A 25,362-nucleotide genomic window follows, 5' to 3' on the forward strand; every position below is an offset into this window, starting at 1 on the left:
GCCACGAAGGGAGCGTAGCCGGGGGACCGGATGACGGGAAGTTCGGAGGTCAGGTTGTCCGGACATGCGCCCATCCCTGGGGCGAACTGACCGATATGAGTGAGCGTGCCGTCAACTCGGCGCCTCTCGGTCGCGTCTTGTGCAATACAGATGTCAGCGCAGATGTCCTATGCATTCAGGAGATATCAGCTGATATCCGGTGTGCTGAGGGAAGGGCGAGGCCGTGGAAGAGCTGGCTCTGGGGGTGGCACTGGGCTTCAGCGCGGGGATCAGCCCGGGCCCCCTGCTCGCGCTGGTGCTCTCGGGGACGCTGCGCGGCGGCCTGGGCGTGGGGCTGCGGGTGGCGGCGGTGCCGCTGCTGACGGACCTGCCCGTGATCGTCCTGTGCGTGACCGTCCTGTCGGTGCTGCCGGAGCGGGCGATCGCCGCCGGCGGGGTCGTCGGCGGGCTCTTCCTGGCCTGGCTGGCGGTGACGACCCTGCGCGAGGCGCGGACCGCCGAGATCCCGGCCGCCGGGCAGACCGCCGGGGCGCGGGCCGAGGGCAGGCGGACCCTGTGGCAGGGGGCGCTGGTCAATCTGCTCAGCCCGCATCCGTGGATGTTCTGGCTGACCACCGGGGGGCCGCTGCTGGTCGCGGCCTGGCGGCACGGCCCGCCGGGCGCCGGGGGCTTCCTCCTCGGCTTCTACGCCCTGCTGGTCGGCAGCAAGGCGGCGCTGGCGCTGATAGTGGCCCGCGCCCGCCACCGGATCGGGACCCGCGGCTACCGCCTGCTGCTCGGCGGCTCGGGGGTACTGCTGCTGGCGGCCTCGGCCTTACTGCTGGCCGAGTTCGGGGGCGAGCTGGCGGCGTAGCCGCCCTGGTGCCGATGAATGTCCGGTAGCGACACGATCGAGCGACTTTGTACGCATGGCTCAACCTCGGTCCCGGTCTGGCTCGTTTTTGTGTTTACCAGACACCATGACCGGGGGAACGAACGATGAGCCTTGGATACGGACACACCGACCTCCCGGGCAGCCGCCCGGCACCCGACCTCTCGCGCATCCGGCTGTACGACCAGCGGGAGGCCGCCGGGCACGCGGCGCTCCGCCCCGTCCACGACTGGGTCGACCGCCATGTCGCCCGCCCCCACCCCCGACCTCGGCCGCCGGGGTGCGGTCTGCCCCTTCGTGCCGCTGTCGCAGCGCCTGGACCTGATCCGCTTCGCCCTGGCCGATCCGCCGGCGGGTGACGAGGGCGCGCTGACGGCCGCCGTCGCCGCCCTCAAGGCGCACTGGCTGGCCATGGAGCCGGTCGGCGGTCAGCACACCATCGACAAGACCATCGTCCTCGTCCTGGCCGAGGCGCCCGCCGAGGTCGTCGTCCGCGTCCACGACCGCGCCAAGCCGGAGTTCGTGGCCGACGGCATGATGCTCGGCGAGTTCTTCCCCGGACACCCCGGGCCGGGTCTGCACAACCCCGATTTCCGGCCGTTGCACAGCGACACCCCGCTGCTCGTCGCCCGCAGCATGGTCGCCAACGACCTGCCGTTCCTGACGCAGGACCGCTATCCGCCGGACCGCCGCGCCGGCTTCGTGGAGTCCTTCCTGGAGCACCAGCCGTCGGCGGGCGCGGCCACCAGGCGGCGCGCCCGGGAGGAGCTGGCGCGGGCCCGCGGCGAGCTCGCGCGGCGGCCGCCTGCCGCCGGCTGAGCGCGCGGGGTCAGAAGCGGACCGGCAGGCGGTGCGGGCCCCGGATGAGCAGGCCCTGACGCCAGGTCAGTGAGTCGGGGTGGGCGTCCAGGGCGAGGTCCGGGAAGCGCTCCAGCAGCGAGCGGACGGCGATCCGGGCCTCCAGGCGGGCCAGCGGCGCGCCCAGGCAGTAGTGGATGCCGTGCCCGAAGGCGATGTGGCCGCGCGCGTCGCGGCGGATGTCGAAGCGGCCGGGGTCGTCGAAGCGGGCCGGGTCGCGGTCGGCGTCGGCGAGGACGGGCAGGACCAGTTCGCCGCCGCCCGGTATGAGGGTGCCGCCGATCTCGATGGGCTCGGTGGTGAAGCGGTACGTCGGGGTCTCCAGCGGCCCGTCGTAGCGCAGCATCTCCTCGACCGCGTTCTCCAGCAGGCCGAAGTCCGCGCGCAGGTCCGCCAGCTGGTCGGGGTGGCGCAGGAGCGCGAGGACGCCGTTGGAGATGAGGTTGACGGTCGTCTCGTGGCCGGCCACGAGCAGGATCCAGGCCATGCCGAGGAGCTCCTCGGGCGAGAGCCGGTCGCCGTCCTCGTCGGTGGCGCGGATCAGCGCGCTCAGCAGGTCGTCGCCGGGCGTCTCGCGCTTGGCGGCGACCAGCTCGGCGAGATAGGCCCCGACCTCGCGGGCCGCGACGGCCTTCTCCGCCGCCGGGGCGGATCCGACGGCCGTGTTGGACCAGGCGCGGAACGCCTCCCGGTCGAGGGAGGGCACGCCGAGCAGCTCGCAGATGACGCCCATGGGCAGCGGGAAGGACAGCGCGTCGACGAGGTCGGTGCGCCGGTCCGGGGCCGCGAGCATGGCGTCGAGCAGCTCGTCCGTCATCCGCTGCACGCGCGGCGCCATCTCCTCGACGCGCCGCGGGGTGAACTCCTTGGCGACGAGCTTGCGCAGCCGCGTGTGGTGGGGCGGGTCGAGGATCAGCATGTGGGGGCCCGAGGCCACGGGCGTCAGGCCGATCGCCTCGGAGGCGCTCCGCCAGTCCTTCGACAGGCGCGGGTCGTTGAGCGTGGCGCGTACCTCTTCGTACCCGACCACCAGCCACGCGAGTGCGCCCTCCGGCATGCGCACCCGGTGTACCGGTCCCCGCTCGCGGAGCTCCGCGTAGACCCGGTGCGGGTGTCTGGCGAACTCGTCCCCCGACGCTGCCAGATCCACTACCGCACTCGTGTCGGCCACCATGGCTCCCCCTTGTTCTCCGAGATCATCCACGCAGCGAGCGGCCGAACTCAAGAGCGAAATCCGGACAGTCGTCCGGTTCTCGATCCCCCGAGGCCGAGGGGCACGGCGGAACCACCGGCTACGGATACGACACGACCTGGGCCACCCCGCTCCTCGCGTCCGCGGGGCCGCCGGTTCCGTTGATGACATGGCGGATCGTCCCCTTGCCGCCGAGGGAGACCGTGACCAGGTCGTGGAAGCGCACCCCGGGCCGGCGCGGGGCCTCGAAGGCGCGGTCGGCGACGATGTCCGGGTCGGCGTCGAAGGAGCAGTAGCTGCCCATCCCCCACGCTTCGTGCCGGGTGACACCGGCGGCGACCTTGTAGGCGGGATAGCCCTGAGCGGCGCCGCTCCGCCAGGCGGCCTGGCCCGGCGGATCGTAGGGCATCTCGTTCTGGAAGAAGTACGTGCGTCCGCCCTCGCCGTTCCAGAGGGTCTGGTGACGCTGGTAATGCTCGACGAACAGCCCGTACATCGTGACGCGGTCGCCGTTGACGACCAGCCCCTCGGCCGCGGTGTTGACGGTCCATCCGATGCCGTCGCCGTGGTCGGCGCGCCAGAGCCAGAGGTTGTCGCCGATCACGTCGGAGCTGTTGACGACGAGGCTCCTGGTGGCCCGGCCGGCGCCGGCGCCACCGATCCGGAAGAAGACGTCGTGGAGGGAGACGGGGTCGGCGGAATGGCGCCGCCGCGCGTCCGGCGGGCCGATCTCCATCAGCGCCGGCGACCCGGCCGGCCCGGCGTCGACCAGCAGGCCCGCGATCCGTACCCCGTCGACGTCGGCGACGGACAGCGCGGTCCGGCCGGTGTCGGGGACGAGGGTGGCCAGGCCCAGGCCGAGGACGACCGTGCCGGGGCGGGTGACCCGCAGCGTGCGGTCGAGGTGGTGGATGCCGGGGGTGAACAGCAGGTCCTTGCCGCGCGCGAGCGCCGCGTCGATGCGGGCCGCGCCGGTGCCGGGCCGGACGACGAAGAACCGGCCGAGCGGCCGGGAGGTGCCCGCCGGCCGGGCGCCGTGGGCCCAGGTGGTGCCCCGGCCGCCGGTGCGCAGGGCGGGGACGAAGACGCGGTACGCGCCCGCCCGGTCCACGTGGAGGAAGGGCTTCTCCCGCATGACGGGGGTGCGGTCGACGCGGGTGTGCGGCGGGCGGGGGAAGGCGCCGGGAGGTGCGTTGCGCACCCCGACGAAGACCATGTTCCAGATGGCGCCGGTCCACCCGCCGAACTCGCTGTCGCGCGAGAGCCACTGCTGCTGGGTGCCGGAGCGCACCGTTCCGTCGATCAGCGAGTCGGCGATGAGCCCCCCGCTGGACCAGCCGCCGTCGTCCAGGCGCAGATCACCGCGCAGGTGCATCCGGCGGTACGGGGCGGCCTGCGAGACGGCCCAGCGGTCGGCGCCGGAGGCGGGGGTGACGGAGAGGTTCTCGGCCGCGCGCCAGAAGTTCTGGGTGGCGTTGCCGCCGAACCAGTCGGCCTCGGCGCGCACCGCTCCCCTGATCGTGACGTCGTCGGGCGACAGCCCCAGCCCCGCGACCTGGGTGTAGAACCCGGTGTCGACGTCCACGTCGTACGTACCCGGCTTGAACAGCAGCGCCTGGCGACCGGTGCCGAACTGCGCGCGCTCCTGCCGCCGGAAGACGGCGTCCACCGCGTCCTGCACCGCCTCCTTGGGCATCGAGGGATCGAAGACGCGGACGTCCGGGCCCAGTTCGGGACCACCGGAGGGAAGCGGCGGCGCCCCGGGGGTCTGCGCGAGGGCGAGACAGGCGACGGTGGCCGTCAGCAGGGCGGCGGTCCAGGCACCGGTGGAGGTCACCCGGGCATTAAAGCGAATGTCCCGCCGTCATCCGGTGACGACGGGACACGCGCCGCGCGTCATCGCGCTCAGCAGGAGAAGTTCACCAGTTTGAAGCTCGCGTAGTGGTCGGCCGTGTAGTAGTCCTCGTGTGCCGCCTCACCGGTGATGACGCGGCGGGCACCGCGGTCGGGCGAGCCTGGGGTCTTGACGGTGTACTCGTGGTAGTAGCCGGAGGTGTGCTGGGGCAGGACGCCCTCACGGTTGGAGAAGACCGTGCCGTCCTTGGGGTACGGGTACGGGCCGCCGGCGTCGATCAGCTTGATGGTGTCGTGGGCCTGCGAGGGCAGGGCCGAGTAACAGATGTCGCCGATGGCCTTCACGGACACGGTGGTCGTCGCGCCGGCGGTGGGAGCGGCCGGGCTCGCGGCCACGGCGGTGCCGCCGAAGAGCAGGGCGGAGGCCAGGGCGGCGGTCAGGGCAGAGGTGCGCACAAAGCGTGGGGGGTTGGTCATGACGCCAGCTTGACCCGGATAGGGGTTGTCATGTCAACGCCAATAGGGGGGTGTTTTCCGGGTGTTAACCGATCAGGGGTGATCGTTAACCCGCCCGGAGAGCTTTTTGCCTCTGAGGCAAAACTTTTGCCTCTCAGGCATGGCAGGGCTATACCGGAGCCATGAACCCGTCCACCACCCCGTCCCCGCCGGACGGCGGCCCCGGAGACGACCTGCCGGCCGTCGCCCCGCGCCTGCGCGACCTGCGCCGGCACAGCGGGCTGACCCTGGAGGCCGCCGCCGGACGCGTCGGGCTCTCGCCCGCGCACCTGTCGCGGCTGGAGACCGGACGCCGGACGCCCTCGCTGCCGATGCTGCTGGCGCTGGCGCGTACGTACGGTACGACGGTATCCGACCTGCTGGGCGAGGTGCCCCCCCCGAGCGCGACCCGATCGTGCGGGGCGAGCGGATGGAACCGCAGGAGGCCGGTGGCTGGACGTACTGGCGGGCCGGCGGCTCCGGGAGGGCGATGCAGGCGCTGCGGCTGCGCGTACCGCCGAGCGCGGGCGGCCAGGCGGAGCTGGTGCGGGTGCACCCGGGCGAGGAGTGGCTGTACGTCACCGCCGGCCGGCTGCGGCTGACGCTCGGCGAGGCCACGCACGTCCTGGAGCCGGGCGACTCCGCGCACTTCGACTCCCTCACCCCGCACCGCATCGCGGCCGCCTCGCCCGGCGGGGCGGACCTGCTGTTCCTGCATTGCTGCAGAGCGGCGCGACCGAGCTGTGTCTCGGGGGCGCCGCGCCGACCCGGAGGGGAATGCCATGAGGGACACGATCCGCAGCGGAAAGCCGATGAACGAGGAGGACCGGGCCCCGATGGGGATGACCGTCCGGGTCGTCATCTATCTCGTCGCGGTGCACTTCTTCGCGGGCTTCCTCTTCCTCCTGTTCTATCTCGCCGGGGCGAAGTGAGCGCGGGCCGCGATCTTCTGGGAGCCTGGAGGGGTTGCGGACCGCTCCCGGCAGGAAGGTCGTGGCGATGGCGCGTACGGCTCAGGACGTCCTCGCGGACGCGGCACGGCGGACGGCCCCGGCCGCTGACGCGAACCGGCTCGTGGCGCTGATCGCGGCCGGCGAGGCGCCCCGCGAGGTGATCGGCGCGCTGGCGCTGGAGCAGCACCACATCATCGCGAGCGACCGCCGCAGCTTCCTTCACCTGGCCGAACGGGCCGCGCTCCCCGCCGTCACCGGGTTCTTCCGCTCCCTCGCCCAGGGCGAGGGCCTGGCACTGGACCACCTCGGCCCGCTGGCGGCGGCCTGCGGGCTGGACGAGCGGGCCGTCGGCGCCCACGAGCCGCTCCCCGGCTGCCAGGCGTATCCGGCGTACGTGGCGTGGCTGGCGCTCGGCGCCGAGCCGGCCGACGCGGTCGTCGCGCTGTCGGCCACCTTCGCGACCTGGTCCGGCTATTGCGCCACCGTCGGGCGGGCGCTGCGCGAGCACTACGGCTTCGACGACCGGGCGTGCGGGTTCTTCGACCTCTTCGCCGCGCCCGCGCCGGAGGCGGCGGCCCGGGCCCTGTCGGCGGTGACGGCCGGCCTGGAGGCCGGGCGCTGTCCGAGCCGCTGGCCCACCGCTACGGACGCACGCTACAGGCCTATGAGTTGATGTTCTGGGAGACCCTCGCTGTACGGTGAACGCATGGCACATCACGACGACGCGGAAGTGACCTACCGGCTCGCCCGGCCGGAGGAACTCCCGGGCATCGAGGCCCTCGACAACTCCTTCACCACCGACTCCGTCATCGAGGTGCGCGCCACGGACGAGGGCTTCCACCTCCACGCCAGGCCGGTCGACCCGCCGCTGCGCAAGGTGTATCCGGCGGAGGAGGACGAGGAGGACCCCGACGCGCGGGCGATCGTCGCGCACTCCGGCGACCGGCTGTGCGCCGCCCTCACCTTCGCGTACGCCGCCTGGAACCGCCGCCTGCTGATCGCCGACCTCCGGGTGGCCCCCGCTCACCGCGGCCGGGGCGTCGGCTCCGCCCTGATGCGCCGCGCCCTGGAACAGGGGCGGGAACTGGGCGCGCGGGCGGCCTGGTTGGAGGTCACGAGCGTCAACGCCCCGGCGGTGCGCGCGTACCGCCGGATGGGCTTCGCGGTGTGCGGCCTGGACACCTCCCTCTACACGGGCACGGCGTCCGAGGGCGAGACCGCCCTGTTCATGAGCCGCCCGCTGTGAGCCGGCGGACGCCGTCCTCGGTCAGCGAGCCGTGGACGCGCAGCCGGGCGATGCCGCCGTCGGGGTAGGTGTCGACGCGCAGGTGCGTGGCGACGGGCCGGCCGTCCAGGACGAAGCGGTGGACGGTGTCGGGCTGGAGGCGGGTGCGGGGCAGGATCTCCCGCCAGCCGGTGGCGTGGTCGGCGGGATCGGCGCCGGTGGTGGCGTCGAGGACGGACAGGGCGGCCCAGCCGACCGCGTTGCCCTTATAGCAGCCGGTGTCGATCTCGACGGCCCGCAGGTGGGCCTGGCCGGTGAGGCGGAAGCGGACCCAGTCGTGGCCCCGGTCGCGGCGGCGGCGGGTCTCCCAGCCGTCGTCCATCTTGCGGGAGCGGCCGGGGTGGATGGCGTGCGACGGCGGGGAGTAGAAGCGGTCGGAGGCGTCCTCGGCGTGGCCGCCGTGCTCCAGCGCGGCCAGGTCGAAGGTGCCCAGGGCCGCGAGCCAGGCCGGGTCGGGCGCGGCCTCGCCGTGGACGCGCAGCCGGGCGATGCCGCCGTCGGGGTACTGGATCAGCCGCAGGTGGGTGAGGCGGCCGGGGTGGTCGACGGCGAAGGCGTTGGCGGCGTGGCCGCCGACGGGGGTGCGGGGCACCAGCGGCGTCCACGTCACGCCGTCGGCGAGGAGCTCCTCCGGGGAGGGCGCGCCGGGGAGGCAGGTGCCCTCGACGGCGACGGCCTGGGGGTGGTTGCCGCGGAAGTGGGCGGTGTCGACGACGACGCCGCGGACGAGGCCGGGCACGCCGAGGCGGATCAGCGCCCAGTCGTGATCGCCGTCGGCCGGGTGCGGGGTGCCGGGGCCCGCGCCGCGCCGACGGCGGGTCTCCCAGCCGTCCATGACCTTGCCCTTGTGGCCGAAGTGCTCGGGGTCGAAGTGGGCGGCCTCGGGCTTGAGGAGGTTCTCGCGCTCGGCGAAGAACTCGTCGTTGGCGGCGATGACCCCGGCGCCCAGCCGCCGGTCGGCGAGGTCGGGCAGGTGGCCGAAGGGGAGGTCGGTGGAGCGGTAGTCGGCGTACGGGTCGCCACCGGTGTAGGGGTCGGCGCCGCCGGTGAAGGAGGATATGCCGCTCATGCGCTGCGCTGCCTTTCGATCAGGAGGCCGGTGGGGTCGGTGGGTCGGCCGTGGTCGGCGATCCTGCGGCCGCGCAGCCAGGTGGACCGTACGACGCCGTGCAGCGTCTTCCCGGCGTAGGCCGTGACGCGGTTGCGGTGGTGGAGCGCCGCCGGGTCGACGGTGAAGGTCTCGTCGGGGGCGAGGACCGCGAAGTCGGCGTCGCGGCCGGGTGCGATGGCGCCCTTGTGGGCGAGGCCGGCGAGGGCGGCCGGGGCGGTGGACATCCAGTGGGCCAGGTCCTGGAGGGTGTGGCCGCGGCGCCGGGCGGCGGTCCAGACGGCCGGGAGGCCGAGCTGGAGGGAGGAGATGCCGCCCCACGCGGCGCCGAAGTCGGGGACTTTGAGGCCGGTGGTGCAGGGCGAGTGGTCGGAGACGACGCAGTCGAGGGTTCCGGCGGCGAGCCCGGCCCAGAGCGCGTCCTGGTTGGCGGCCTCGCGGATGGGCGGGCAGCATTTGAACTCGGTGGCGCCGTCGGGCACTTCCTCGGCGGTGAGGGTCAGGAAGTGCGGGCAGGTCTCGGCGGACACGGGCAGGCCCTCGGCCCTGGCGGCGGCGATCAGCGGCAGCGCGTCGGACGACGACAGGTGCAGGACGTGCACGCGGGTGCCGCGCCGCCGGGCAACGGATATCAGGCCGGCGACGGCGTCGTTCTCCGCGGCGCGCGGCCGGGAGGCGAGGAAGTCCGTGTAGCGCGGGCCGTCCGGCTCCGGGGCGCGCTCCAGGTGGGACGGGTCCTCGGCGTGCACGATCAGCAGGCCGCCGAAGCCGGCGATCTCGGCGGCGACGGCCTCCAGGTCGGCCGGGCCGAGGGAGGGGAACTCCTCGACGCCCGAGGGCGAGAGGAAGGACTTGAAGCCGAGGACCCCCGCGTCGTGCAGGGGCCGCAGGTCGGTGAGGTTGCCGGGCAGCGCGCCGCCCCAGAAGCCGACGTCGACGTGCACGGCGCCGCGCGCCACGTCCTGCTTGACCCGCAGATGCTCGACGGTGGTGGTGGGCGGGAGGCTATTGAGGGGCATGTCGACGAGCGTGGTGATGCCGCCGGCGGCGGCCGCGCGGGTGGCGGTGGCGAACCCCTCCCATTCGGTGCGGCCCGGGTCGTTGATGTGCACGTGGGTGTCGACGAGGCCGGGGAGCAGGACGTCGTCCCCGAAGTCCTCGACCACGGCGGCGGCCTGCGGCCCGGCCTCGTACGGCAGGACGGCCGTGATGCGTCCGTCGGTGACGGCGACGCGGGCGGCGCGGATGCCCTCCGGGGTGACGACGCGCGTCGAGCGCACCAGGAGATCCACTGGTCGCACGGGTTCCACTGGGGGCACGCGCCCCTCCTCGGTCTCTCGGCGGTCCGTTGCCATGGCGAGCGAGATTTTCAACGTTCTGTTGAACGGCGGTGCAGGCAGTCTTCAACCGGCTCGCGTACACGTCAAGACCTTGTCGTCGATCGCGGCGCACGCAGGTTCTTTCCGTACAACAGAAGAGGCATTTCTCCTTACGGAAGGTGACCACCGAGGGGCGTGGCGGCCCGGTAGGCTGCTGCCACCCCCGTCCCGGAAGGACCCGCCGTGCCCTCGTCCGCCGAGCCCCGAACCGCCGCGCCCAGTGGAGGCGTGCAGTCCCTGGAGCGCGCCTTCGACCTCCTGGAGCGCATGGCCGACGCGGGCGGCGAGGTCGGCCTGAGCGAGCTCTCCACCAGCAGCGGGCTGCCGCTGCCCACCATCCACCGGCTGATGCGCACGCTGGTCGCCTGCGGATACGTGCGCCAGCAGCCCAACCGCCGCTATGCGCTCGGCCCGCGGCTCATCCGGCTCGGCGAGAGCGCCTCCCGGCTGCTGGGCACCTGGGCGCGCCCGCACCTGGCGCGCCTGGTCGAGGAGACCGGCGAGACCGCGAACATGGCGCTGCTCGACGGCGACGAGGTCGTCTATGTGGCCCAGGTGCCCTCGCGGCACTCCGTGCGGATGTTCACCGAGGTCGGCCGGCGGGTCCTGCCCCACACCACCGGCGTCGGCAAGGCCCTGCTGGCGCGGAGCGCCGACGACGAGGTGCGCGCGCTGCTGGCCCGTACGGGCATGCCCGCCGCGACCGAGAAGACGATCACCACGCCCGAGGGCTTCCTGGAGGCGCTGGCCCGGGTGCGCGAGTCGGGCTACGCCGTGGACGACAACGAGCAGGAGATCGGCGTCCGCTGCCTCGCGGTGCCGGTGCCCGACTCCCCCACGGCGGCGGCCATTTCCATCTCCGGCCCGGCCGGCCGGGTCACGGACGCGGCCACGGAACGGATCGTCCCCCTGCTGCAACAGGTCGCGGCGGAGCTGTCGGTGACCCTGGCCAGCGCTTCCGCCTGACGGCGGCCGAGCCGGGCGCGGGGGCGGGCCTCAGGCCCCTTCCCGGGGCCCCGGGACCCGCGGCGCACTCTCGTCCGCGGTCTCGCCGAAGCGGTCGACCGCCGCTCTGACCTCGCCGAGGGCCGGGGCCAGCGCGCTCACCGAGCCCACCGCGCCGGCCACCAGGAGCAGGGAGCGGCGCAGCCTCGGCACTTCGGGCCGGCCCTCGCGCGCCATCGCGTCCAGCGCGGCCAGTTCGTCCTCGGCGGCGTCCCGGTCGGGTAACAGGGCGGGGTGGCCGGCGAGCGCCCGGCGCAGCCGGGATACCGCGTCGCACAGCTCACTGACTCTGGGATCCTCGCCGACGCGTCCCACACGCTGCTCTTCCACCACTCCGGCGCCCTCCGCCACGACACTCCCCCTCCCACGCGCTCGCGCCGATCAGTTAACGCACTTTCCGTACGACGCGCTATACGCACAGCGAAATTGAGTCCGTACTCCGCACGCACGGGTGATGCGGGCGCCGCCCGGCGGCCCGGCGGACGGATGCGGTATGCAGGGGCCATGACGCGCACCACGGGCACGACACAAGGCGAGCCGGCCGCGCCGGGGAAGGTCGCCGGACTCCTGCTGGCAGCGGGCGGCGGTCGCCGGCTCGGCGGCCGGCCCAAGGCGCTGCTGGAGTTCCGGGGCCGGCCGCTGATCGAACACACGACCCACGTCCTGCGCGAGGGCGGCTGCGCACCGAGGTACGTAGTCCTCGGAGCGGCCTCGGCGCAAGTGCGGGCGCGTACCGGATTGCGGGGATGTGTCCTGGTGGACAACCCCGACTGGCCGGGCGGCATGGGCTCCTCCCTGCGCGCCGGGCTCGCCGAACTGGCCTCGCGGGAGGCGGCGGGCGTCTCGGCGGTGCTGGTCACGCTCGTGGACCAGCCGGGCGTCGGCGCGGAGGCGGTGGCCCGGCTGCTGGCCGCGCACCGGGCGGGGGCGCGGCTGGCGGCAGCCTCCTACGGCGGCGAGCGCGGCCATCCGGTGCTGTTCGCGCGCGAGCACTGGGAGGGCGTCGCCCGGTCGGCCGGCGGCGACCGCGGGGCCCGCGCGTATCTGCGGGAGCACGCGGCGGCGGTCACGCTCGTGGAGTGCGCCGACATCGCGGACCCCGCCGACATCGACACCCCGGACGATCTCCCGCTGCTGGACTGACGGCCGAGGGCGTGGCACTGAGCGCCGGGGGCCGGTTTCCCGACGTCAGCCGCCCCCAACTCCCCATTGAACTTCCACTATGAGAAAACTATTCTCCACTGATCAGAAGCCGCGCGGCACTCCGTGCCGTCATCTCCGAGGGAGTGACCGCCCATGTCCGCACCAGTGCCGTCCCCACTGGCCGTCGTCGACGCCCCGCTCGTGGAGCGGCAGGCCGAGGTCCTCACGGCGGAGGCGCTCGCCTTCATCGGCGAGCTGCACCGCCGCTTCACCCCCCGCCGCGACGAACTGCTCGCCCGCCGTGCGGAGCGCCGCGCGGAGATCGCCCGTACGGGCACGCTGGACTTCCTCCCGGAGACCGCGCACATCCGCGAGGACCCCGACTGGCGCGTCGCCCCCGCCCCGGCCGCGCTGGAGGACCGGCGGGTGGAGATCACCGGTCCGACCGACCGGAAGATGACCGTCAACGCCCTCAACTCGGGCGCCCGTGTGTGGCTCGCCGACTTCGAGGACGCCTCCTCCCCCACCTGGGAGAACGTCGTCCTCGGCCAGCTGAACCTTAGGGACGCCCACGAGCGCCGCATCGACTTCACCGACGCCCGCGGCAAAACCTACGCGCTGCGGCCCGCCGAGGAGCTCGCCACCGTCGTGGTCCGCCCGCGCGGCTGGCACCTCGACGAGCGCCACGTCACCGACGGCACCCGCGCCGTGCCCGGCGCCCTCGTCGACTTCGGCCTGTACTTCTTCCACAACGCCCAGCGGCTGACCGACCTCGGCAAGGGGCCGTACTTCTACCTGCCCAAGACCGAGTCACACCTCGAAGCACGCCTGTGGAACGAGGTGTTCGTCTTCGCGCAGGAGTACCTCTCCCTCCCGCGCGGCACCGTCCGCGCGACCGTCCTCATCGAGACGATCACCGCCGCGTTCGAGATGGAGGAGATCCTCTACGAACTGCGCGAACACGCCTCGGGGCTGAACGCCGGCCGCTGGGACTACCTCTTCTCCATCGTGAAGAACTTCCGTGACGCGGGCGAGCGGTTCGTCCTGCCGGACCGCAACGCCGTGACGATGACGGCGCCGTTCATGCGCGCGTACACCGAGCTGCTGGTGCGTACGTGCCACAAGCGCGGCGCGCACGCCATCGGCGGGATGGCGGCGTTCATCCCCTCCCGCAAGGACCCGGAAATCAACAAGGTGGCCTTCGAGAAGGTCAAGGCGGACAAGGACCGCGAGGCCCGCGACGGCTTCGACGGCTCCTGGGTCGCCCACCCCGACCTGGTCCCCGTCGCCCGCGCCTCCTTCGACGCCCTCCTCGGCGACCGCCCCCACCAGAAGCACCGCCTGCGCGAGGACGTCGACGTGTCGGCCGGTCAGCTCCTCGCGGTCGACTCCCTGGAGGCCCGCCCGACCTACGAGGGGCTGCGCAACGCGGTCGCCGTGGGCATCCGTTACATCGAGGCGTGGCTGCGGGGGCTGGGCGCGGTGGCCATCTTCGACCTGATGGAGGACGCGGCGACGGCGGAGATCTCCCGGTCGCAGATCTGGCAGTGGATCAACGCGGGGGTCGTCCTCGACAACGGGGAGAAGGTGACGGCGGGGCTGGTCCGGGGGGTCGCGGCGGAGTCGCTCGCGGCGATCCGTTCGGAGGCGGGGGACGAGGCGTTCGCGGCGGGGCGCTGGCAGGAGGCGCACGATCTGCTGCTCAGGGTCGCCCTGGACGAGGACTACGCGGAGTTCCTGACCCTGCCGGCGTGCGGGCTGCTGCGCGGCTAGTGATCTGGCTGTGAGGTGCCTCGGCACCACGTGAGTCGCTTTGCGTACCAGTTTGTGGGTTTGGCTGACGGGTGCCGGTTGGGTTCGGTCTGCTGTGGGTTGTGGGTGACAGCAGGCTGGAGCCGCTGGTCCTCAGTGAGGCCGAGCGGCAGGTGTCGGTGCCGATAATGAGGTCGCCCTCCCAGTGGCCCGGGACCGCACGGTCCTCGGCCTCGGCGGGCCGCTCGCTGATCAGCACATCGGCGGTGGCGTGCCCACGGACGCTCTGCCTGGAGCGTTCCCTCGGAACCCGCAGCGATCGCCCAGTGCGCAGGCAGGCGACCAGCTCGCGCTTGAGCGCCCCGCGTCCTTGCACGTAGAGGGCCTGGTAGACCGCCTCCGGGGAGATGCGCATGGACTCATCTTCGGGGAAGTCCACCTTGAGCCGCTGCGATATCTGCTCCGGGCTCCACGCCGTCACCCAGAGGCGGTCCTGCCGCTGCGGCTTGTTCCGGCCCTTCCACGGCGGCACCTGCGGTCCCTCGACGATCTGACCGTCCATCGCGTGGGCGACGGTCCCGGCCAGCCGGTCCTGTACGTAGTCGTGCAGGCGCTCATTGGCCACCAGCTTCGCCGTCTTCTGCCTCTGCGCGCGCCGCTCGGCGTGCCACGGCGCCAGCGAGGCCCGGTACTCCAAGTGGTAGGTCCGGGTCGAGGCGTTGCGCCGCAGCTCCCGCGAGGCCGTCGAGGGCGAACGCCCCAGACTCCGCGCGATCGCACGGACACCGATATCTCGGACGCGGTCTCCGCGGCATCGGTCAGGGCGGCGGCCCGGTCGGCGAACTCGCCGTCGAACTCGCCGGCCTCGAAGCGGTCGGCGTCGGTGATCCGCAGGCCACCGAGCTGTGTGTCGAACTCCTCGATCCGGTAGGCGGGATCGAGGCGGATAGATCGCGGCGGAGCTGGTCGAGGAGGGCTGTCCAGCCGGTCCGACGGTGGGAGCCCAGGTGGGAATCTGCCGGTCTGAGGCTTCGGTGAGCCGGGCATTGTCCGCCATGAGGTCCATCATTGCGCCTGGTCTGACAACGGGCCGGGGCGGCCGACGACGCCTCGCGGTTCCGGGCCGCACGCCCTCCGGCGGGTTGTGCGGCCCGGTACCGGGGCGTAGTTGGGCTCAACATCGTAGCGTTTACGTTCTTCGGCGGGATGCAAGTCCGGCGTTCATGAACTCGATGGCCACTCTTGTAGAGGCCGACATCGTGGCTGACGGGCCGCATCACCACACTCCTCCGCACTCCTCCGCGCGATCCTCGTCTTCCGGCGCGGAAGATGCTCGCTCACAAGGACGTAAATCAGAAGAGCGATTTACACGGCTCTAGGAATGATCATCGGATACGCCGTAAATTACGAGTTGCAACCAAACGAGCACGTGGGGTGCCGAATTCAGCGGCAGCCCGGGAAGGAAGGTCACCATGCCTCGTCTCGCAAAGCTCACACGCGTCGGTGTGGTCCTCACCGCAGTCTTCGGGACGGCTCTGGCCGTCACCACTCCCGCATACGCCGACACATCGCTGGGAGTGAAGGGCCAGGGCCAGATCGTGCAGTCCGACGGTACCGCGAAGGTCTTCGGCGAATGGACCTGCAGCGGTCAGAGCGATGCCACGCTGACCGTGACCGTCACGCAGGCCGGCGGCTCCAACCGGGAGGTAACCAACACGGCAACCAGATCTCTCAAATGCCCCCAGAATCTGAAGGGTTCCTGGACTCTCGACGTTCCCCCGCCGGCCGGCCTCCGATTCGAGCACGGCAGCGGCTACGTCGCAGCGACCATGACAGCCCCGGGTGAAATCCCAGCCGTGGTCGCCAAGGACGTCACCTTCCCCTGACCCGATCCCAGAGAAGGCCCGTGGCTCCGACTGCGGGCCTTCCGCTTGCGGCCGGGGGAGCCGCGTTTGGTGATGAAGGGGCAGGTCAAGGGGGGATTGAACGAGACAACGGGACTCCTGTAGACCAACGTTCGGCGAAGAAAGTCGATCAAGTACAGGGGAAGTCCCGTTGCTGGAGCAGTCTGTCATCACCCGGACGATCACGATGGCCGGGGGCGTGTACGCGCCGGGCCATCTGGGCGAGTTGACCCAGATCGTGGACTTCGATCTCGTGGACGCGGTCCTTGAGGAGACCGCGGCGAAGGAGAAACGGCTGCGGTTGCTGCCCTCCCAGGTCGCGGTGTACTTCACCCTCGCGCTTGCCCTGTTCGAATACTGCTCCTACCTCGCGGTGTGGGACAAGCTCACCGCCGTCCTGGGGCCGCTGGACCTTGTGCGTCGGGCGGCCTCCTCGCTGTCCCGGGCCCGGCGCCGGATGGGGACCGCGCCCCTGCGCCGCCTCTTCGAGACCCTCGCCGGCCCCCTCGCCCGCCCCGGACAGGCCGGTTCCTTCTACCGGGGCCTGCGCACGGTCGCGCTGGACGGCACCCACCTGCACACCCCCGACCTCGAAGAGATCACCTGGCACTACCCCAAACGCTCCGGTCCCGACCGGGAGTTCGGCTACCCGCTGCTGCGGCTGCTCGTCATCGTCGAGTGCGGCACCCGCGCCGTCCTCGCGGCCGCCTTCGGACCCGAGAACGAATGCGAAATCCCCTACGCCCGCCGCCTGCTTGGACTGCCTGAACGCCTCGATGCTGCTGCTGGCCCACGCCGGCTTCGACGCCGTCGGCTTCCTGCGGGACATCTGCACCATCGGCGCGCAGTTCCTCGTCCGCTCCTCCGCACGCCGACGCCCCACCCCCTACCGGCACCTGTCCGACGGCTCCTACCTGGCCCGTCTGGCCGCCCCCTACCGCACTGGACACGCCTACAGCCTGCTGCCCGTCCGCGTCATCGAGGCGTGGATCACCTCACCCTCGCCGACGGCACCGTCAGACGCGAGCCCTGGCGTCTGGTCACCAGCCTCCTCGATGAAGACCCGTACCCCGCCCATGAGTTGGCTGATCTATGTCATCGCAGGTGGCAAGTGGAAACCACGTACGTGTCCATCAAGGCGACCATGCTCGACGGTCGTGTCCTGCGCTCGCGCAGCATCCCCGGCCTCGACCAGGAGGTCTACGCCCTGCTGACCGTCTACCAGGCAATCATCCGCACGGCCGGTGACGCGATCACCACCAGAGCGGACATACCGATGGAGCGGATCAGCTTCACCGTCCTCCTCCAGGCCGCCGGCGACCAGGTCACCACCGCCACCGGCATCCACCTACCCCAGGCCGGCACGCGGGCCGGCCTTCTCCTCGGCGTGATCGGCCGCACCCTCCTGAACAACCTGCTGCCCGCCCAGCGCCGCCAACGTGTCAAGGCCCGCACCCACAAGAACACGACCAGTAAGAACGTCCGCCAGTAGGTGGCTGAAGTGGTGCAGGCACGGGCCCCGATCATGGAGTTCTTCACGCTTCATGATCATGGGGGGGGATCCGTGCCTGCTGTTCCATCATGCATTCTCGAGCCGCTCCGGGACCAGTTCCTTGCGCTGCTGCCGTTGCGGGAGGACCGTCATCCGCTGGGTTTTCACAATCCGCGGATCAGCGATGTGGTGGTCTTCGACAGGCTGGTGCAGGCCCCCTTTGGCACATCCCGCTGTACCAGCAGGGTGCGGCCATCGTCCAGGTGGCGCGCAACAGGACGGCCAACAATGGCGACGGCGTGAAGGACGCCGCCTTGGTCTTCAGCTCCAATGGCAAATACCTGGCCTGGCGGTGGCCTGTGATGCCGGTGCCACAACCGCACAAATTCCGCAGCCTCCCGGAACCTGACTGGCGCCAGCGCAAGCCGCAGATTGTCCGCAGGTTCGCTCACCTTTCGACCACCAGCATCCGGGCGCTACGACAGAGTCGAGCCAGAGGCGGCTGCACCGGAGAACGGTCGAGAGGTTCAGCGTCGGCGGCGCGGGCGCAGCGTCACCGTGGTCAGCAGCTCACGTCCCGCCGAGGGGGCGTCGTCCGGTGCGGCCTCGGCGGCCACAGCGGCGATCCGCCGCTCCAAGGCGGAGGCGTTGGCGGACTGGTCGATCGTTACCACGCCGTTGACGGTGACTTTCAGAGGTTCGGCGAGCAGCTTGGACAGGCGTTCGCTCAGGACTCAAGGGCGGCGACGGCGCGGGCGGAGCGGAGACGGGCGTACCGGGCAGGCTGCCGGCCATCCCCGACTTCGACGGCGACCGCCCGACTCACCAGCGGTGGGTGATGGCCCGCCGCAGCCTCGCCAGGCCCGACGAGATCACCTACTACCTCGCCTACGCACCCAACGGCACTACCGTCGAGGACCTGGTGCGGATCGCCGGCTCCCGCTGGGCGATCGAGGAAGCCTTCCAGGCGGCAAAGAACGAGTGCGGCTTGGATCAGTACGAGGTCCGCCGCTATCCGGGCTGGTACCGGCACATCACCCTTGCCATGCTCGCCCACGCCTTCCTCGCAGTCAGGGCTGCGGACGCCCGAGGAGAGAAAGCAGAAACGGTTCCGGCACGCATGTTTCCCTCACGGTGGCGGAGATCCGACGGCTCCTGGCAGCTGGACGCGCCGCCCCGGAACAACGCTGCCGACTCGACCGCGCGCTGAAGTGGTCCGTCTGGCGGCGCAGGCACCTGGCCACCGCCAGACGCTGTCACTACAAACGCCGCGCCGCCGGTCGCGAACTCCCACCATATGACGTCACGTCAGCTCACTACACTCAAAAACAGGCCCCTGAACAGCAGAAATAGCGAACCGCAACTGGAGTACTAGGGCGATCACCCCATCGCCGCACCCAGCGCCACGAATCCGCAGATCAGCAGGGCCAGAATCACCAGCAACGGCCAGACGAAGCGCAAGTACTTGTCGTAGCCGACCTTCGCCAGCGCCACCCCGCCCATGATGACGGCCGTGGTCGGCACCCACAGATTCATCAGGCCGCTCGCCGACTGCCACGCCGTGACGACCACCGCACGCCCCACGTCCGCGAAGTCGGCCAGCGGGGCGAGGATCGGCATGGCGAGCGTCGCGTGGCCCGAGGTCGAGGGGATCAGGAAGGCCAGAGGGAGGTTCACCAGGAAGACCATGATGCCGAAGAACGCGCCCGGCGTACCGGAGACGGCGCCCTCGATGGAGTGCAGCACCGTGTCCGTGATCCGGGCGTTGTTCATGATCACGGTGACGCCGCGGGCCAGCACGATCGTCAGCGCGGGGCCCATGAAGTCGCCCGCGCCCCGGACGACGACCGCGCTCAGCCGCTGCTCGCCCAGTCGGGCGAGGACGCCGATGAGGATCGCCGCGACGAGGAAGAGCGCGGCCAACTGCGGGAAGGACCAGCCCAGTTCCCAGCCGTAGGGCTCGGCGTCCGCCTCGCCCGTGAGTGCGCCCGCCCAGGGGATCACCGAGAAGATCATGAAGGTGAAGACGAGGACGACCCCGGTCAGCACCGCCTTCTGAAGCCCGGTCAGCTCCGGAGGCTCCTCCGCCTCGGCCGCCAGTTCGCGGTCGCCGGGCAGGAAGCCGACCAGTGAACGGTCCGGCGCAGTGCGCACCTTGTGTGCGTACCGGACGACATAGGCGATGGCCACGGCCGTGAGGACCGCCCACATCGCGAAGCGCAGCGCGATGCCGTCGCCCAGTGAGACGTCGGCGGCGGAGGAGGCGACACCCGTGGCGAAGGGGTTGACGGTCGAGCCGAGGACGCCGATTCCCGCCCCGAGGATGATGGTGCCGGTGGCGACCATGCGGTCGTAGCCGAGCGCCAGCATCAGGGGCACGATCAGCCCGTAGAAGCCCAGGGTCTCCTCGGCGAAGCCCTCGACGGTGCCCAGCAGGGAGAAGACGGTCATGACGCCGGCGATCAGCAGGGCGCCGCGGTCGCGCAGGCGGTGGGCGAGGCGTTCGATGCCGCGGTCCAGGGCGCCGGTGGCGAAGACGACCGTGATGAACGCGCCGATGGCGAGGACGAAGAGGAAGACCCCGGCGCTGCCGTAGAGCGCGCCGACCGCGTCCGGCGCGACCTCGCCGGTGTCCGCGTCGCGCACGCCGTAGAGGCCGTTGACGGGGGCGAGGAAGAGGTCGCCGAGGCGGTGGACGAAGCCTCCGGGGGCGGCCTCGCGGTGGTACGTGCCCTGGACGGGGTCGCCGGCGCCGTCGCGGCGGTAGGTGCCGGAGGGGATGACGAAGGTGAGGATCCAGACGGCGAGGGTCACGACCGCCAGGACGGTCAGCGCGCTGGGGAAGGTGAAGCGCTTCTTCTCCCCTGCGGGCGGCTCTCCGGCCGGTGGTTCCCCCGCGGTCGGTTCCTCGCCCTCGGCCTGCTGGTCCACGACGGAACACCCCTCCGCACTGCTGGGCGGTCGATTTGCGCCGATTGTGGCGCAGCGGGAGGGGGATCCCTAGTCGCCACGCACGGGGCGGCGCGCTCCGAGGTGGTGGAAGGCCAGGTTGAGGACGACGGCGGTCAGGCAGCCGGCGCTGACGCCCGAGTCCAGGATGATCTTCAGGGTCTCGGGGATGGCGGCGTTGTCGTAGAAGGTCCGGGAGACCACCGGGATCATGCCGATGCCCAGGGAGGTGGCGGCGATCAGCAGGTTGTCGCCCTTGTCGAGGCCGGCCTTGAGCAGGACGTCGATGCCGCTGGCGGCGACCGTGCCGAACAGCACGATGCCCGCGCCGCCGAGTACCGGCTTGGGCACGACGGCGATGAGCGAGGCGAAGACCGGGCTCAGGCCGAGCAGGAGGAACATCAGCCCGCAGGTGGCGACGACGAAGCGGCTGCGCACCCTGGTGAGGGCGACCAGGCCGATGTTCTGGGCGAAGGCGCTGTTGGCGAAGCCGTTGAAGAGCGGGCTGAGGGCGGTGCCGAGGGTGTCGGCGCGCAGGCCGCGCGCGATGACCTTCTCATCGGCCTCCCGGCCGACGATCTCGCCGAGGGCGAGCATGTCGGCGGTGCTCTCCGTCATGCACACCAGCATCAGGACGCACATGCTCACGATCGCCGCGGCCGTGAAGTGCGGGGCGCCGAAGTGGAAGGGGACGGGGAAGCCGACGAGACGGGCGTGGGTGGCCGGGGCGAAGTCGACGGCTCCGGCCGGGATCGCGATCAGGGTGCCGGCGATCAGCCCGAGGAGGATGGCGATCTGCTGGAGGAAGCCGCGCAGCAGCCGGCGCAGCGCGAGGACGACGACCAAAGTGGCCCCCGCCAGGCCGAGGTTGGTGAGGGAGGCCGGCCGGCCGGGCTGTCCGCCCTGGATCCAGCCGAACGAGACGGGCAGCAGGGTGATCCCGATGAGGGTGATCACGGTGCCGCTGACGACCGGCGGGAAGAAGCGGACGAGCTTGCAGAAGTAGGGGGCGAGGAGGAAGCCGAGGGCGCCGGCCACGATGACGGCGCCGAAGATGACCGGCAGGGCGTCCCTCTTGTCGGCCTGGGTGTCGGCCACGGCCAGCATCGGGGCGACCCCCGCGAAGGAGACACCGTTGACGAACGGCAGCCGTGCCCCGACCTTCCAGAAGCCGATCGTCTGGAGCAGGGTGGCGATGCCGGCCGTGAAGAGGGCCGCGCCCACCAGGAAGGTGATCTCCAGCGGGGAGAGCCCGACGTACGCCCCGAGGACGAGCGGCGGGGCGACCACGCCCGCGTAGCTGGCGGCGACGTGCTGGAAGCCGCCGGCGAGCAGCCTGCCGGGAGGCAGCAGCCGGTCCACGGGATGGACGGCTTCGCTCCCCCCGCCGTCGGCGCCGGCCGGATCGGGGCTTCGCTCGGTGAACCTGGGCACGGTGGCCACGGCGGTTCCTCCTGTCGGTTTTCGTGTCGCCGATGACGTGACACGGCTTCAGGGAGGGCCTTCTGGGGAGTGAGTGCCTTGCGCGGACGCGGGCGGAGAGCGCCGCCCGGGGACGTACGCGGGCCGGGGCGCGGTGGTGCGCGCGCCCCGGCCCGCTGCCCGTGGGTCCTCGCGGGTCCACGGGCCCGGCCGAGGTCCGTCCCCCTCGGCCGGGTCTTGGGGGTGTGCCGGGCGGAGTGTGCCGGGCGAGCCGGGTCAGCCGTCGGCGGCGATCCGCGCGAGGCGGCGGGCCTCGTCGCGGGCGGTACGGGCGATGAGGTCCTCGTCCACGGTCGTCAGCCGGCCGTCCTCGACGACGGGCCGGCCGTCGATCAGGGAGAGGGTGACGGGTGCGGGGGCGCCGAGGACGAGGGCGGCGACCGGGTCGGCGATGGTGGAGTGGCCGATGCCGTCGAGCTTCCACAGCACCAGGTCGGCGAGCTTGCCGGCCTCCAGCGATCCGATCCCGTCCGCCCGGCCGAGCACCTGGGCGCCGCCGTAGGTGGCCAGGCGCAGCGCCTGACGTACGGTCAGCGCGTCGGGGCCGCCGGCGAGCCGGTGGATGAGCAGGGCGTTGCGCAGCTCGGTGTGGAGTTCGCCGGACTCGTTGGAGGCGGTGCCGTCGACGCCCAGGCCGACGGGGACGCCCGCCCCGATCAGGTCGGGGACGCGGGCGGTGCCGGCCGCGAGCCGGGCGTTGGAGGAGGGGCAGTGGGCCACGCCCGTACCGGTGCGGGCGAACGCCGCGACGTCGGCGTCGTTCATGTGGACGCAGTGGGCCATCCAGACGTCGTCACCGAGCCAGCCGGTGGACTCGAAGTAGTCGGTCGGCCCCATGCCGAACCGCTCCTTGCAGAACCGCTCCTCCTCGACGGTCTCCGAGCCGTGGGTGTGCAGCCGCACACCCTTGCGGCGGGCCAGTTCCGCGGCCTCGCGCAGCAGGTCGGTGGAGACGGAGAACGGTGAGCAGGGTGCCACCGCGATGCGCAGCATCGAGTCGTACGAGGGGTCGTGGTGGGTGTCGATGGCCTCCTCGGTAGCGATGAGGGCCGCCTCGGTGGTCTCGACCGCGAAGTCCGGCGGCAGGCCGCCCGCCGACCGGCCGAGGTCCATCGAGCCGCGGGCGGGGCTGAAGCGGACGCCCATCTCGCGGGCGGCGCGGATCTCGGCGCCGAGGAGGTCACCCGATCCCCGGGGGAAGACGTAGTGGTGGTCCATGGCGGTGGTGACGCCGCCGCGGACCATCATGGCCAGGGAGCCCTGGGCGGCGGCGTGGACCATGGGTTCGTCGATGCGCGCCCAGGTGGGGTAGAGGGCCACCAGCCAGTCGAAGAGCGGGGCGTTCTGCGCGAGTCCGCGGGTGAGCCACTGGTAGAAGTGGTGATGGGTGTTGACCAGGCCCGGGGTGACCAGATGACCGGTGCCGTCGACGCGGCGAACGACGTGGGCCACGCCCTCGGGTGCCGGGCCCGGGCCCACCGATTCGATGCGGTTGCCGGCGACGACGACATGGCCCGAGGCGTACTCGGTGTCGTGGGCGTCCACGGTGGCGACGGCGCAGTTCTCGATGACGATGCGCTGCGGGGGCGGTGCTGTCGGTGCGGCCACGGCTGTTCCTCGTCCTCGTGTCGTTCTTCTGTCTTCTGCCGGATTGCCGGAATCCGTCCTTCTACCCGGGCCGTCGCGGACGGCTCGTCCTTCCGGCGGTCACGGAAGGTTCGTCAGGTCCACCGGGATGGCGGGCCGTACGCCCTCGCGCAGGACGGTGGCCTCGATGAGGCCGTAGGGGCGGTCGGCCGCGAAGTAGACCTCGTCGTCGTTCTTGAGGCCGAAGGGGGTCAGGTCCACCAGGAAGTGGTGCTTGTTGGGCAGGGAGAGGCGGATCTCGTCGATCTCCGGTCCGCTGTCGATGACGCGTGCGCCCATGGCGTAGAGGGTCTGCTGGAGGGAGAGTGAGTAGGTCTCGGCGAAGGCGCGCAGCAGGTGCCCGCGGGTCCGCGCGTAACTGCCGTCCCAGTCGGGCGTGTTCGCCTCGTCACCGGTCCAGGCGTGCCGCCAGCGGGCGTGGACCTCGGTGGCGAGGATCCGGTCGTCGGTCTCCCGGAGGGTGGTGTAGCGGTCCTTGACGTAGCCCTTGAACTCGGAGTCGGTGGTGTTCATCACCACCAGGTCCTTCAGGCCCGCGACGATCTCCCAGGCGGTGCCGTCGAAGGTGATCTGCGCGGTGCGGGTCTCCTGGTTCGTCCGGACGAAGGAGTGCCGGTCCTCGCCCTCGGTCGCTATCCGCTCCCAGGCGTACTCCTCGATCCTGATCCGGGCCGTGGTGACCGCCGGCTGGCTGGTGACGAAGTGGCGGGCGAGGTGGATGCCGAACTGTTCGGCGGAGGCGATGCCGTGTTCCTTGGCGAAGGCGAACACGGTGTTCTTGGTGGCGTCCGTCGTCAGGACGTGGGCGTTGGAGCCGGAGAGGTGGACCTCGTCCATGTCGCCGGAGAGCGCGACGGAGACGTTGAGGTCCTTGATGTGATGGGTGGCCCCGTCGCGGGTGACCCTCACGACACGGTTCTCGGCTTTGCCGTACTGGTTCTGGCCAAGGACGGGCATTGCTAGCTCCCTCGGTATACGGAGTAGCCGTACGGGCTGAGCAGCAGCGGTACGTGGTGGTGCTCGCCCGGTGCGACGGCGAAGGTGACCGTCACCTCGGGGAAGAAGACCGCGTCCCCGGCCGGCCGGCTGGAGAGGTAGGGCTCGACGGCGAAGCGCAGCCGTCCGTGGGTGGTGCCGTCCGGCAGCGCCGGGAGGTCCGTACAGCGCCCGTCGGCGTCCGTCTTGCCGTCGCCGAGCGGCTCCCACCGGCCGGCGGTACCGCGGGCGGACAGTTCGACGGCGACGCCCTCGGCGGGGCGGCCGGCGCTGGTGTCCAGGATGTGGGTGGACACCGAGGCGTGCGGCGTGCGGCTGCTGCTCATGGTGGCGCTCCTCCTCCGGTGGGGGTGTCGTCGGCTCTGCCGCCGGGCTTGTCGGTGGACTTGCCGCCGGGCTTGCCGCCGGGCTTGCCGCCGTGGTCGTCCGCCCGGGTGCCGCCAGGTGCTCCGGCGAGCGCGGCGAGGCGGATGCGGTTGATCTTCGCGAGTTCCCGCCGCACGATCTCGCGTTCGCGTTCCGGCGTGTTGTCGATCCTGTTACGGATGGCGTCGCGCAGGGCGCCGGCGGTCATTCCGGTGGCGCAGATCAGGAAGACGTGCCCGAATCTGTCCTGGTAGGCCAGGTTGAGTTCGAGCATCTCGGCCTTGAGCGCGGCGGAGGCGTCCGCCATGCCCCGCTGTTCGCGGGCCGAGGTGGCGTCGCCCGGGACGGGCCGGCCGATGGGTGGGTGGCCGGCCATCGCCTCGGCGAGATCCGCCGGGGTCAGGACGGCCATGGCGGTGTCACTGGCCGTGCGCAGGGCGTGGAGGTCGGGGTAGGGGCGGTGGGCGAGGACCGCCTCGCCCCAGGCCGCGGCGGCGCAGACCTCGCGCAGCGCGGCGCGGGCCGCGCCCTCCTCCGCCGCGTTGAACCGGGTCAGACCCGGCGTCGAACTCGAAGTCACGGGCGCCTCCGTGCCGGTGTTCGAATGGCGTGGGCCGGCAAGAGCCGGTAC

General features: G+C 71.9%; 24 protein-coding genes and 5 pseudogenes. 14 read left to right on the forward strand and 15 right to left on the reverse strand.

Annotation, left to right across the window (positions count from 1 at the left end):
• Positions 1 to 223: 223 nt before the first annotated feature.
• Together J7E86_RS16235 and J7E86_RS16240 are read left to right on the forward strand one after the other, a co-directional pair.
• Positions 224 to 853 (forward strand): LysE family transporter, encoded by a 630-nt coding sequence (locus tag J7E86_RS16235; RefSeq protein WP_215082394.1) that lies wholly within the window; start codon positions 224 to 226, stop codon positions 851 to 853.
• A 261-nt stretch (positions 854 to 1,114) separates the two neighbouring features.
• A complete protein-coding gene (locus tag J7E86_RS16240; protein ID WP_215082395.1) occupies positions 1,115 to 1,690 on the forward strand; it encodes a DUF6875 domain-containing protein in 576 nt (191 codons plus the stop codon).
• 10 nt (positions 1,691 to 1,700) lie between these two features.
• Here the strand turns inward: J7E86_RS16240 and J7E86_RS16245 are convergent, their stop codons facing one another.
• From J7E86_RS16245 to J7E86_RS16255, 3 genes are all read right to left on the reverse strand, one after another.
• The gene (locus tag J7E86_RS16245) at positions 1,701 to 2,903 is read right to left on the reverse strand and encodes a cytochrome P450 (RefSeq protein ID WP_215082396.1); all 1,203 of its coding nucleotides are present in this window, start codon (positions 2,901 to 2,903) and stop codon (positions 1,701 to 1,703) included.
• Positions 2,904 to 3,021: 118 nt separating this feature from the next.
• A complete protein-coding gene (locus J7E86_RS16250) occupies positions 3,022 to 4,758 on the reverse strand; it encodes a coagulation factor 5/8 type domain-containing protein (protein ID WP_308312610.1) in 1,737 nt (578 codons plus the stop codon).
• Positions 4,759 to 4,826: 68 nt separating this feature from the next.
• The gene (locus J7E86_RS16255) at positions 4,827 to 5,252 is read right to left on the reverse strand and encodes a ribonuclease domain-containing protein (RefSeq protein ID WP_215082397.1); all 426 of its coding nucleotides are present in this window, start codon (positions 5,250 to 5,252) and stop codon (positions 4,827 to 4,829) included.
• A gap of 161 nt (positions 5,253 to 5,413) precedes the next feature.
• Here J7E86_RS16255 and J7E86_RS16260 point away from each other — a divergent pair, with 161 nt between their 5' ends.
• The 5 genes and pseudogenes from J7E86_RS16260 (at position 5,414) to J7E86_RS16275 (ending at position 7,469) form a co-directional block, all read left to right on the forward strand.
• Positions 5,414 to 5,872 carry a helix-turn-helix domain-containing protein gene (locus J7E86_RS16260; RefSeq protein WP_251019218.1) on the forward strand — a complete coding sequence of 153 codons (459 nt, stop codon included), beginning with the start codon at positions 5,414 to 5,416 and terminating at the stop codon, positions 5,870 to 5,872.
• A pseudogene (locus J7E86_RS31120) lies at positions 5,761 to 6,006 on the forward strand (cupin domain-containing protein); the annotation flags it as partial. The gene J7E86_RS16260 and the pseudogene J7E86_RS31120, both read left to right, overlap by 112 nt.
• Positions 6,007 to 6,052: 46 nt before the next feature.
• On the forward strand, positions 6,053 to 6,202 hold the full coding sequence (locus J7E86_RS16265) for a DUF6126 family protein (protein ID WP_215082398.1): 150 nt from the start codon (positions 6,053 to 6,055) through the stop codon (positions 6,200 to 6,202).
• Between the two features lie 67 nt (positions 6,203 to 6,269).
• Positions 6,270 to 6,896, forward strand: coding sequence for a transcriptional regulator (locus J7E86_RS16270; RefSeq protein ID WP_308312611.1), 627 nt, complete (start codon positions 6,270 to 6,272; stop codon positions 6,894 to 6,896).
• Between the two features lie 33 nt (positions 6,897 to 6,929).
• Positions 6,930 to 7,469, forward strand: coding sequence for a GNAT family N-acetyltransferase (locus J7E86_RS16275; RefSeq protein ID WP_215082399.1), 540 nt, complete (start codon positions 6,930 to 6,932; stop codon positions 7,467 to 7,469).
• On the opposite strand, the gene alc is transcribed toward J7E86_RS16275, so the two are convergent.
• A complete protein-coding gene (gene alc, locus J7E86_RS16280; RefSeq protein ID WP_215082400.1) occupies positions 7,450 to 8,577 on the reverse strand; it encodes an allantoicase in 1,128 nt (375 codons plus the stop codon). The two genes, J7E86_RS16275 and alc, sit on opposite strands and share 20 nt — an antisense overlap.
• Positions 8,574 to 9,935 carry an allantoinase AllB gene (gene allB, locus J7E86_RS16285; RefSeq protein WP_374223809.1) on the reverse strand — a complete coding sequence of 454 codons (1,362 nt, stop codon included), beginning with the start codon at positions 9,933 to 9,935 and terminating at the stop codon, positions 8,574 to 8,576. Before allB ends, alc begins: the two co-directional genes overlap by 4 nt.
• A 243-nt stretch (positions 9,936 to 10,178) precedes the next feature.
• Here allB and J7E86_RS16290 point away from each other — a divergent pair, with 243 nt between their 5' ends.
• Complete coding sequence (locus J7E86_RS16290) at positions 10,179 to 10,961, forward strand: IclR family transcriptional regulator (RefSeq protein WP_215082402.1); 783 nt, start codon at positions 10,179 to 10,181, stop codon at positions 10,959 to 10,961.
• 30 nt (positions 10,962 to 10,991) lie between these two features.
• On the opposite strand, the gene J7E86_RS16295 is transcribed toward J7E86_RS16290, so the two are convergent.
• Positions 10,992 to 11,351: a DUF5955 family protein gene (locus J7E86_RS16295; RefSeq protein WP_215082403.1), complete on the reverse strand. Its 360-nt coding sequence runs from the start codon at positions 11,349 to 11,351 to the stop codon at positions 10,992 to 10,994.
• Between the two features lie 153 nt (positions 11,352 to 11,504).
• Between J7E86_RS16295 and J7E86_RS16300 the strand changes: the two genes are divergently transcribed.
• Together J7E86_RS16300 and aceB are read left to right on the forward strand one after the other, a co-directional pair.
• A complete protein-coding gene (locus tag J7E86_RS16300) occupies positions 11,505 to 12,143 on the forward strand; it encodes an NTP transferase domain-containing protein (RefSeq protein WP_215082404.1) in 639 nt (212 codons plus the stop codon).
• Positions 12,144 to 12,296: 153 nt separating this feature from the next.
• Positions 12,297 to 13,916, forward strand: a complete 1,620-nt coding sequence (gene aceB, locus J7E86_RS16305) for a malate synthase A (RefSeq protein ID WP_215082405.1) — start codon at positions 12,297 to 12,299, stop codon at positions 13,914 to 13,916.
• A gap of 160 nt (positions 13,917 to 14,076) precedes the next feature.
• Here the strand turns inward: aceB and J7E86_RS16310 are convergent.
• A pseudogene (locus J7E86_RS16310) lies at positions 14,077 to 14,697 on the reverse strand (transposase); the annotation flags it as partial.
• Positions 14,698 to 15,367: 670 nt separating this feature from the next.
• Between J7E86_RS16310 and J7E86_RS16320 the strand changes: the two are divergent.
• The 3 genes and pseudogenes from J7E86_RS16320 to J7E86_RS16330 form a co-directional block, all read left to right on the forward strand.
• A complete protein-coding gene (locus J7E86_RS16320; protein ID WP_215082406.1) occupies positions 15,368 to 15,781 on the forward strand; it encodes a hypothetical protein in 414 nt (137 codons plus the stop codon).
• A 169-nt stretch (positions 15,782 to 15,950) separates the two neighbouring features.
• Positions 15,951 to 17,291, forward strand: coding sequence for a transposase domain-containing protein (locus J7E86_RS16325; RefSeq protein ID WP_215082407.1), 1,341 nt, complete (start codon positions 15,951 to 15,953; stop codon positions 17,289 to 17,291).
• A 72-nt stretch (positions 17,292 to 17,363) separates the two neighbouring features.
• A pseudogene (locus J7E86_RS16330) lies at positions 17,364 to 17,504 on the forward strand (IS5/IS1182 family transposase); the annotation flags it as partial.
• Here the strand turns inward: J7E86_RS16330 and J7E86_RS32055 are convergent.
• Positions 17,456 to 17,743: an XF1762 family protein gene (locus J7E86_RS32055; protein WP_374223810.1), complete on the reverse strand. Its 288-nt coding sequence runs from the start codon at positions 17,741 to 17,743 to the stop codon at positions 17,456 to 17,458. The pseudogene J7E86_RS16330 and the gene J7E86_RS32055 sit on opposite strands and share 49 nt — an antisense overlap.
• Positions 17,744 to 17,818: 75 nt before the next feature.
• The gene (locus J7E86_RS16335) at positions 17,819 to 17,965 is read right to left on the reverse strand and encodes a hypothetical protein (protein ID WP_215082408.1); all 147 of its coding nucleotides are present in this window, start codon (positions 17,963 to 17,965) and stop codon (positions 17,819 to 17,821) included.
• A 161-nt stretch (positions 17,966 to 18,126) separates the two neighbouring features.
• Here J7E86_RS16335 and J7E86_RS16340 point away from each other — a divergent pair.
• Positions 18,127 to 18,501 (forward strand): annotated as a pseudogene (locus tag J7E86_RS16340) (IS701 family transposase); the annotation flags it as partial.
• A gap of 170 nt (positions 18,502 to 18,671) precedes the next feature.
• On the opposite strand, the gene J7E86_RS16345 reads toward J7E86_RS16340, so the two are convergent.
• From J7E86_RS16345 to uraD, 6 genes and pseudogenes are all read right to left on the reverse strand, one after another.
• The gene (locus J7E86_RS16345) at positions 18,672 to 20,222 is read right to left on the reverse strand and encodes a YfcC family protein (protein WP_215082409.1); all 1,551 of its coding nucleotides are present in this window, start codon (positions 20,220 to 20,222) and stop codon (positions 18,672 to 18,674) included.
• 69 nt (positions 20,223 to 20,291) lie between these two features.
• The gene (locus tag J7E86_RS16350) at positions 20,292 to 21,683 is read right to left on the reverse strand and encodes a nucleobase:cation symporter-2 family protein (RefSeq protein WP_215082410.1); all 1,392 of its coding nucleotides are present in this window, start codon (positions 21,681 to 21,683) and stop codon (positions 20,292 to 20,294) included.
• A 255-nt stretch (positions 21,684 to 21,938) separates the two neighbouring features.
• Positions 21,939 to 23,330 (reverse strand): 8-oxoguanine deaminase, encoded by a 1,392-nt coding sequence (locus J7E86_RS16355; RefSeq protein ID WP_215082411.1) that lies wholly within the window; start codon positions 23,328 to 23,330, stop codon positions 21,939 to 21,941.
• Between the two features lie 99 nt (positions 23,331 to 23,429).
• Positions 23,430 to 24,326, reverse strand: a complete 897-nt coding sequence (pucL, locus tag J7E86_RS16360; protein WP_215082412.1) for a factor-independent urate hydroxylase — start codon at positions 24,324 to 24,326, stop codon at positions 23,430 to 23,432.
• Between the two features lie 2 nt (positions 24,327 to 24,328).
• Positions 24,329 to 24,691 carry a hydroxyisourate hydrolase gene (uraH, locus tag J7E86_RS16365; RefSeq protein ID WP_215082413.1) on the reverse strand — a complete coding sequence of 121 codons (363 nt, stop codon included), beginning with the start codon at positions 24,689 to 24,691 and terminating at the stop codon, positions 24,329 to 24,331.
• A 128-nt stretch (positions 24,692 to 24,819) separates the two neighbouring features.
• A pseudogene (gene uraD, locus J7E86_RS16370) lies at positions 24,820 to 25,311 on the reverse strand (2-oxo-4-hydroxy-4-carboxy-5-ureidoimidazoline decarboxylase); the annotation flags it as partial.
• Between the last annotated feature and the right edge of the window lie 51 nt (positions 25,312 to 25,362).

This window comes from Streptomyces sp. ISL-11 (assembly GCF_018614525.1).
Classification (GTDB): Bacteria; Actinomycetota; Actinomycetes; order Streptomycetales; family Streptomycetaceae; genus Streptomyces.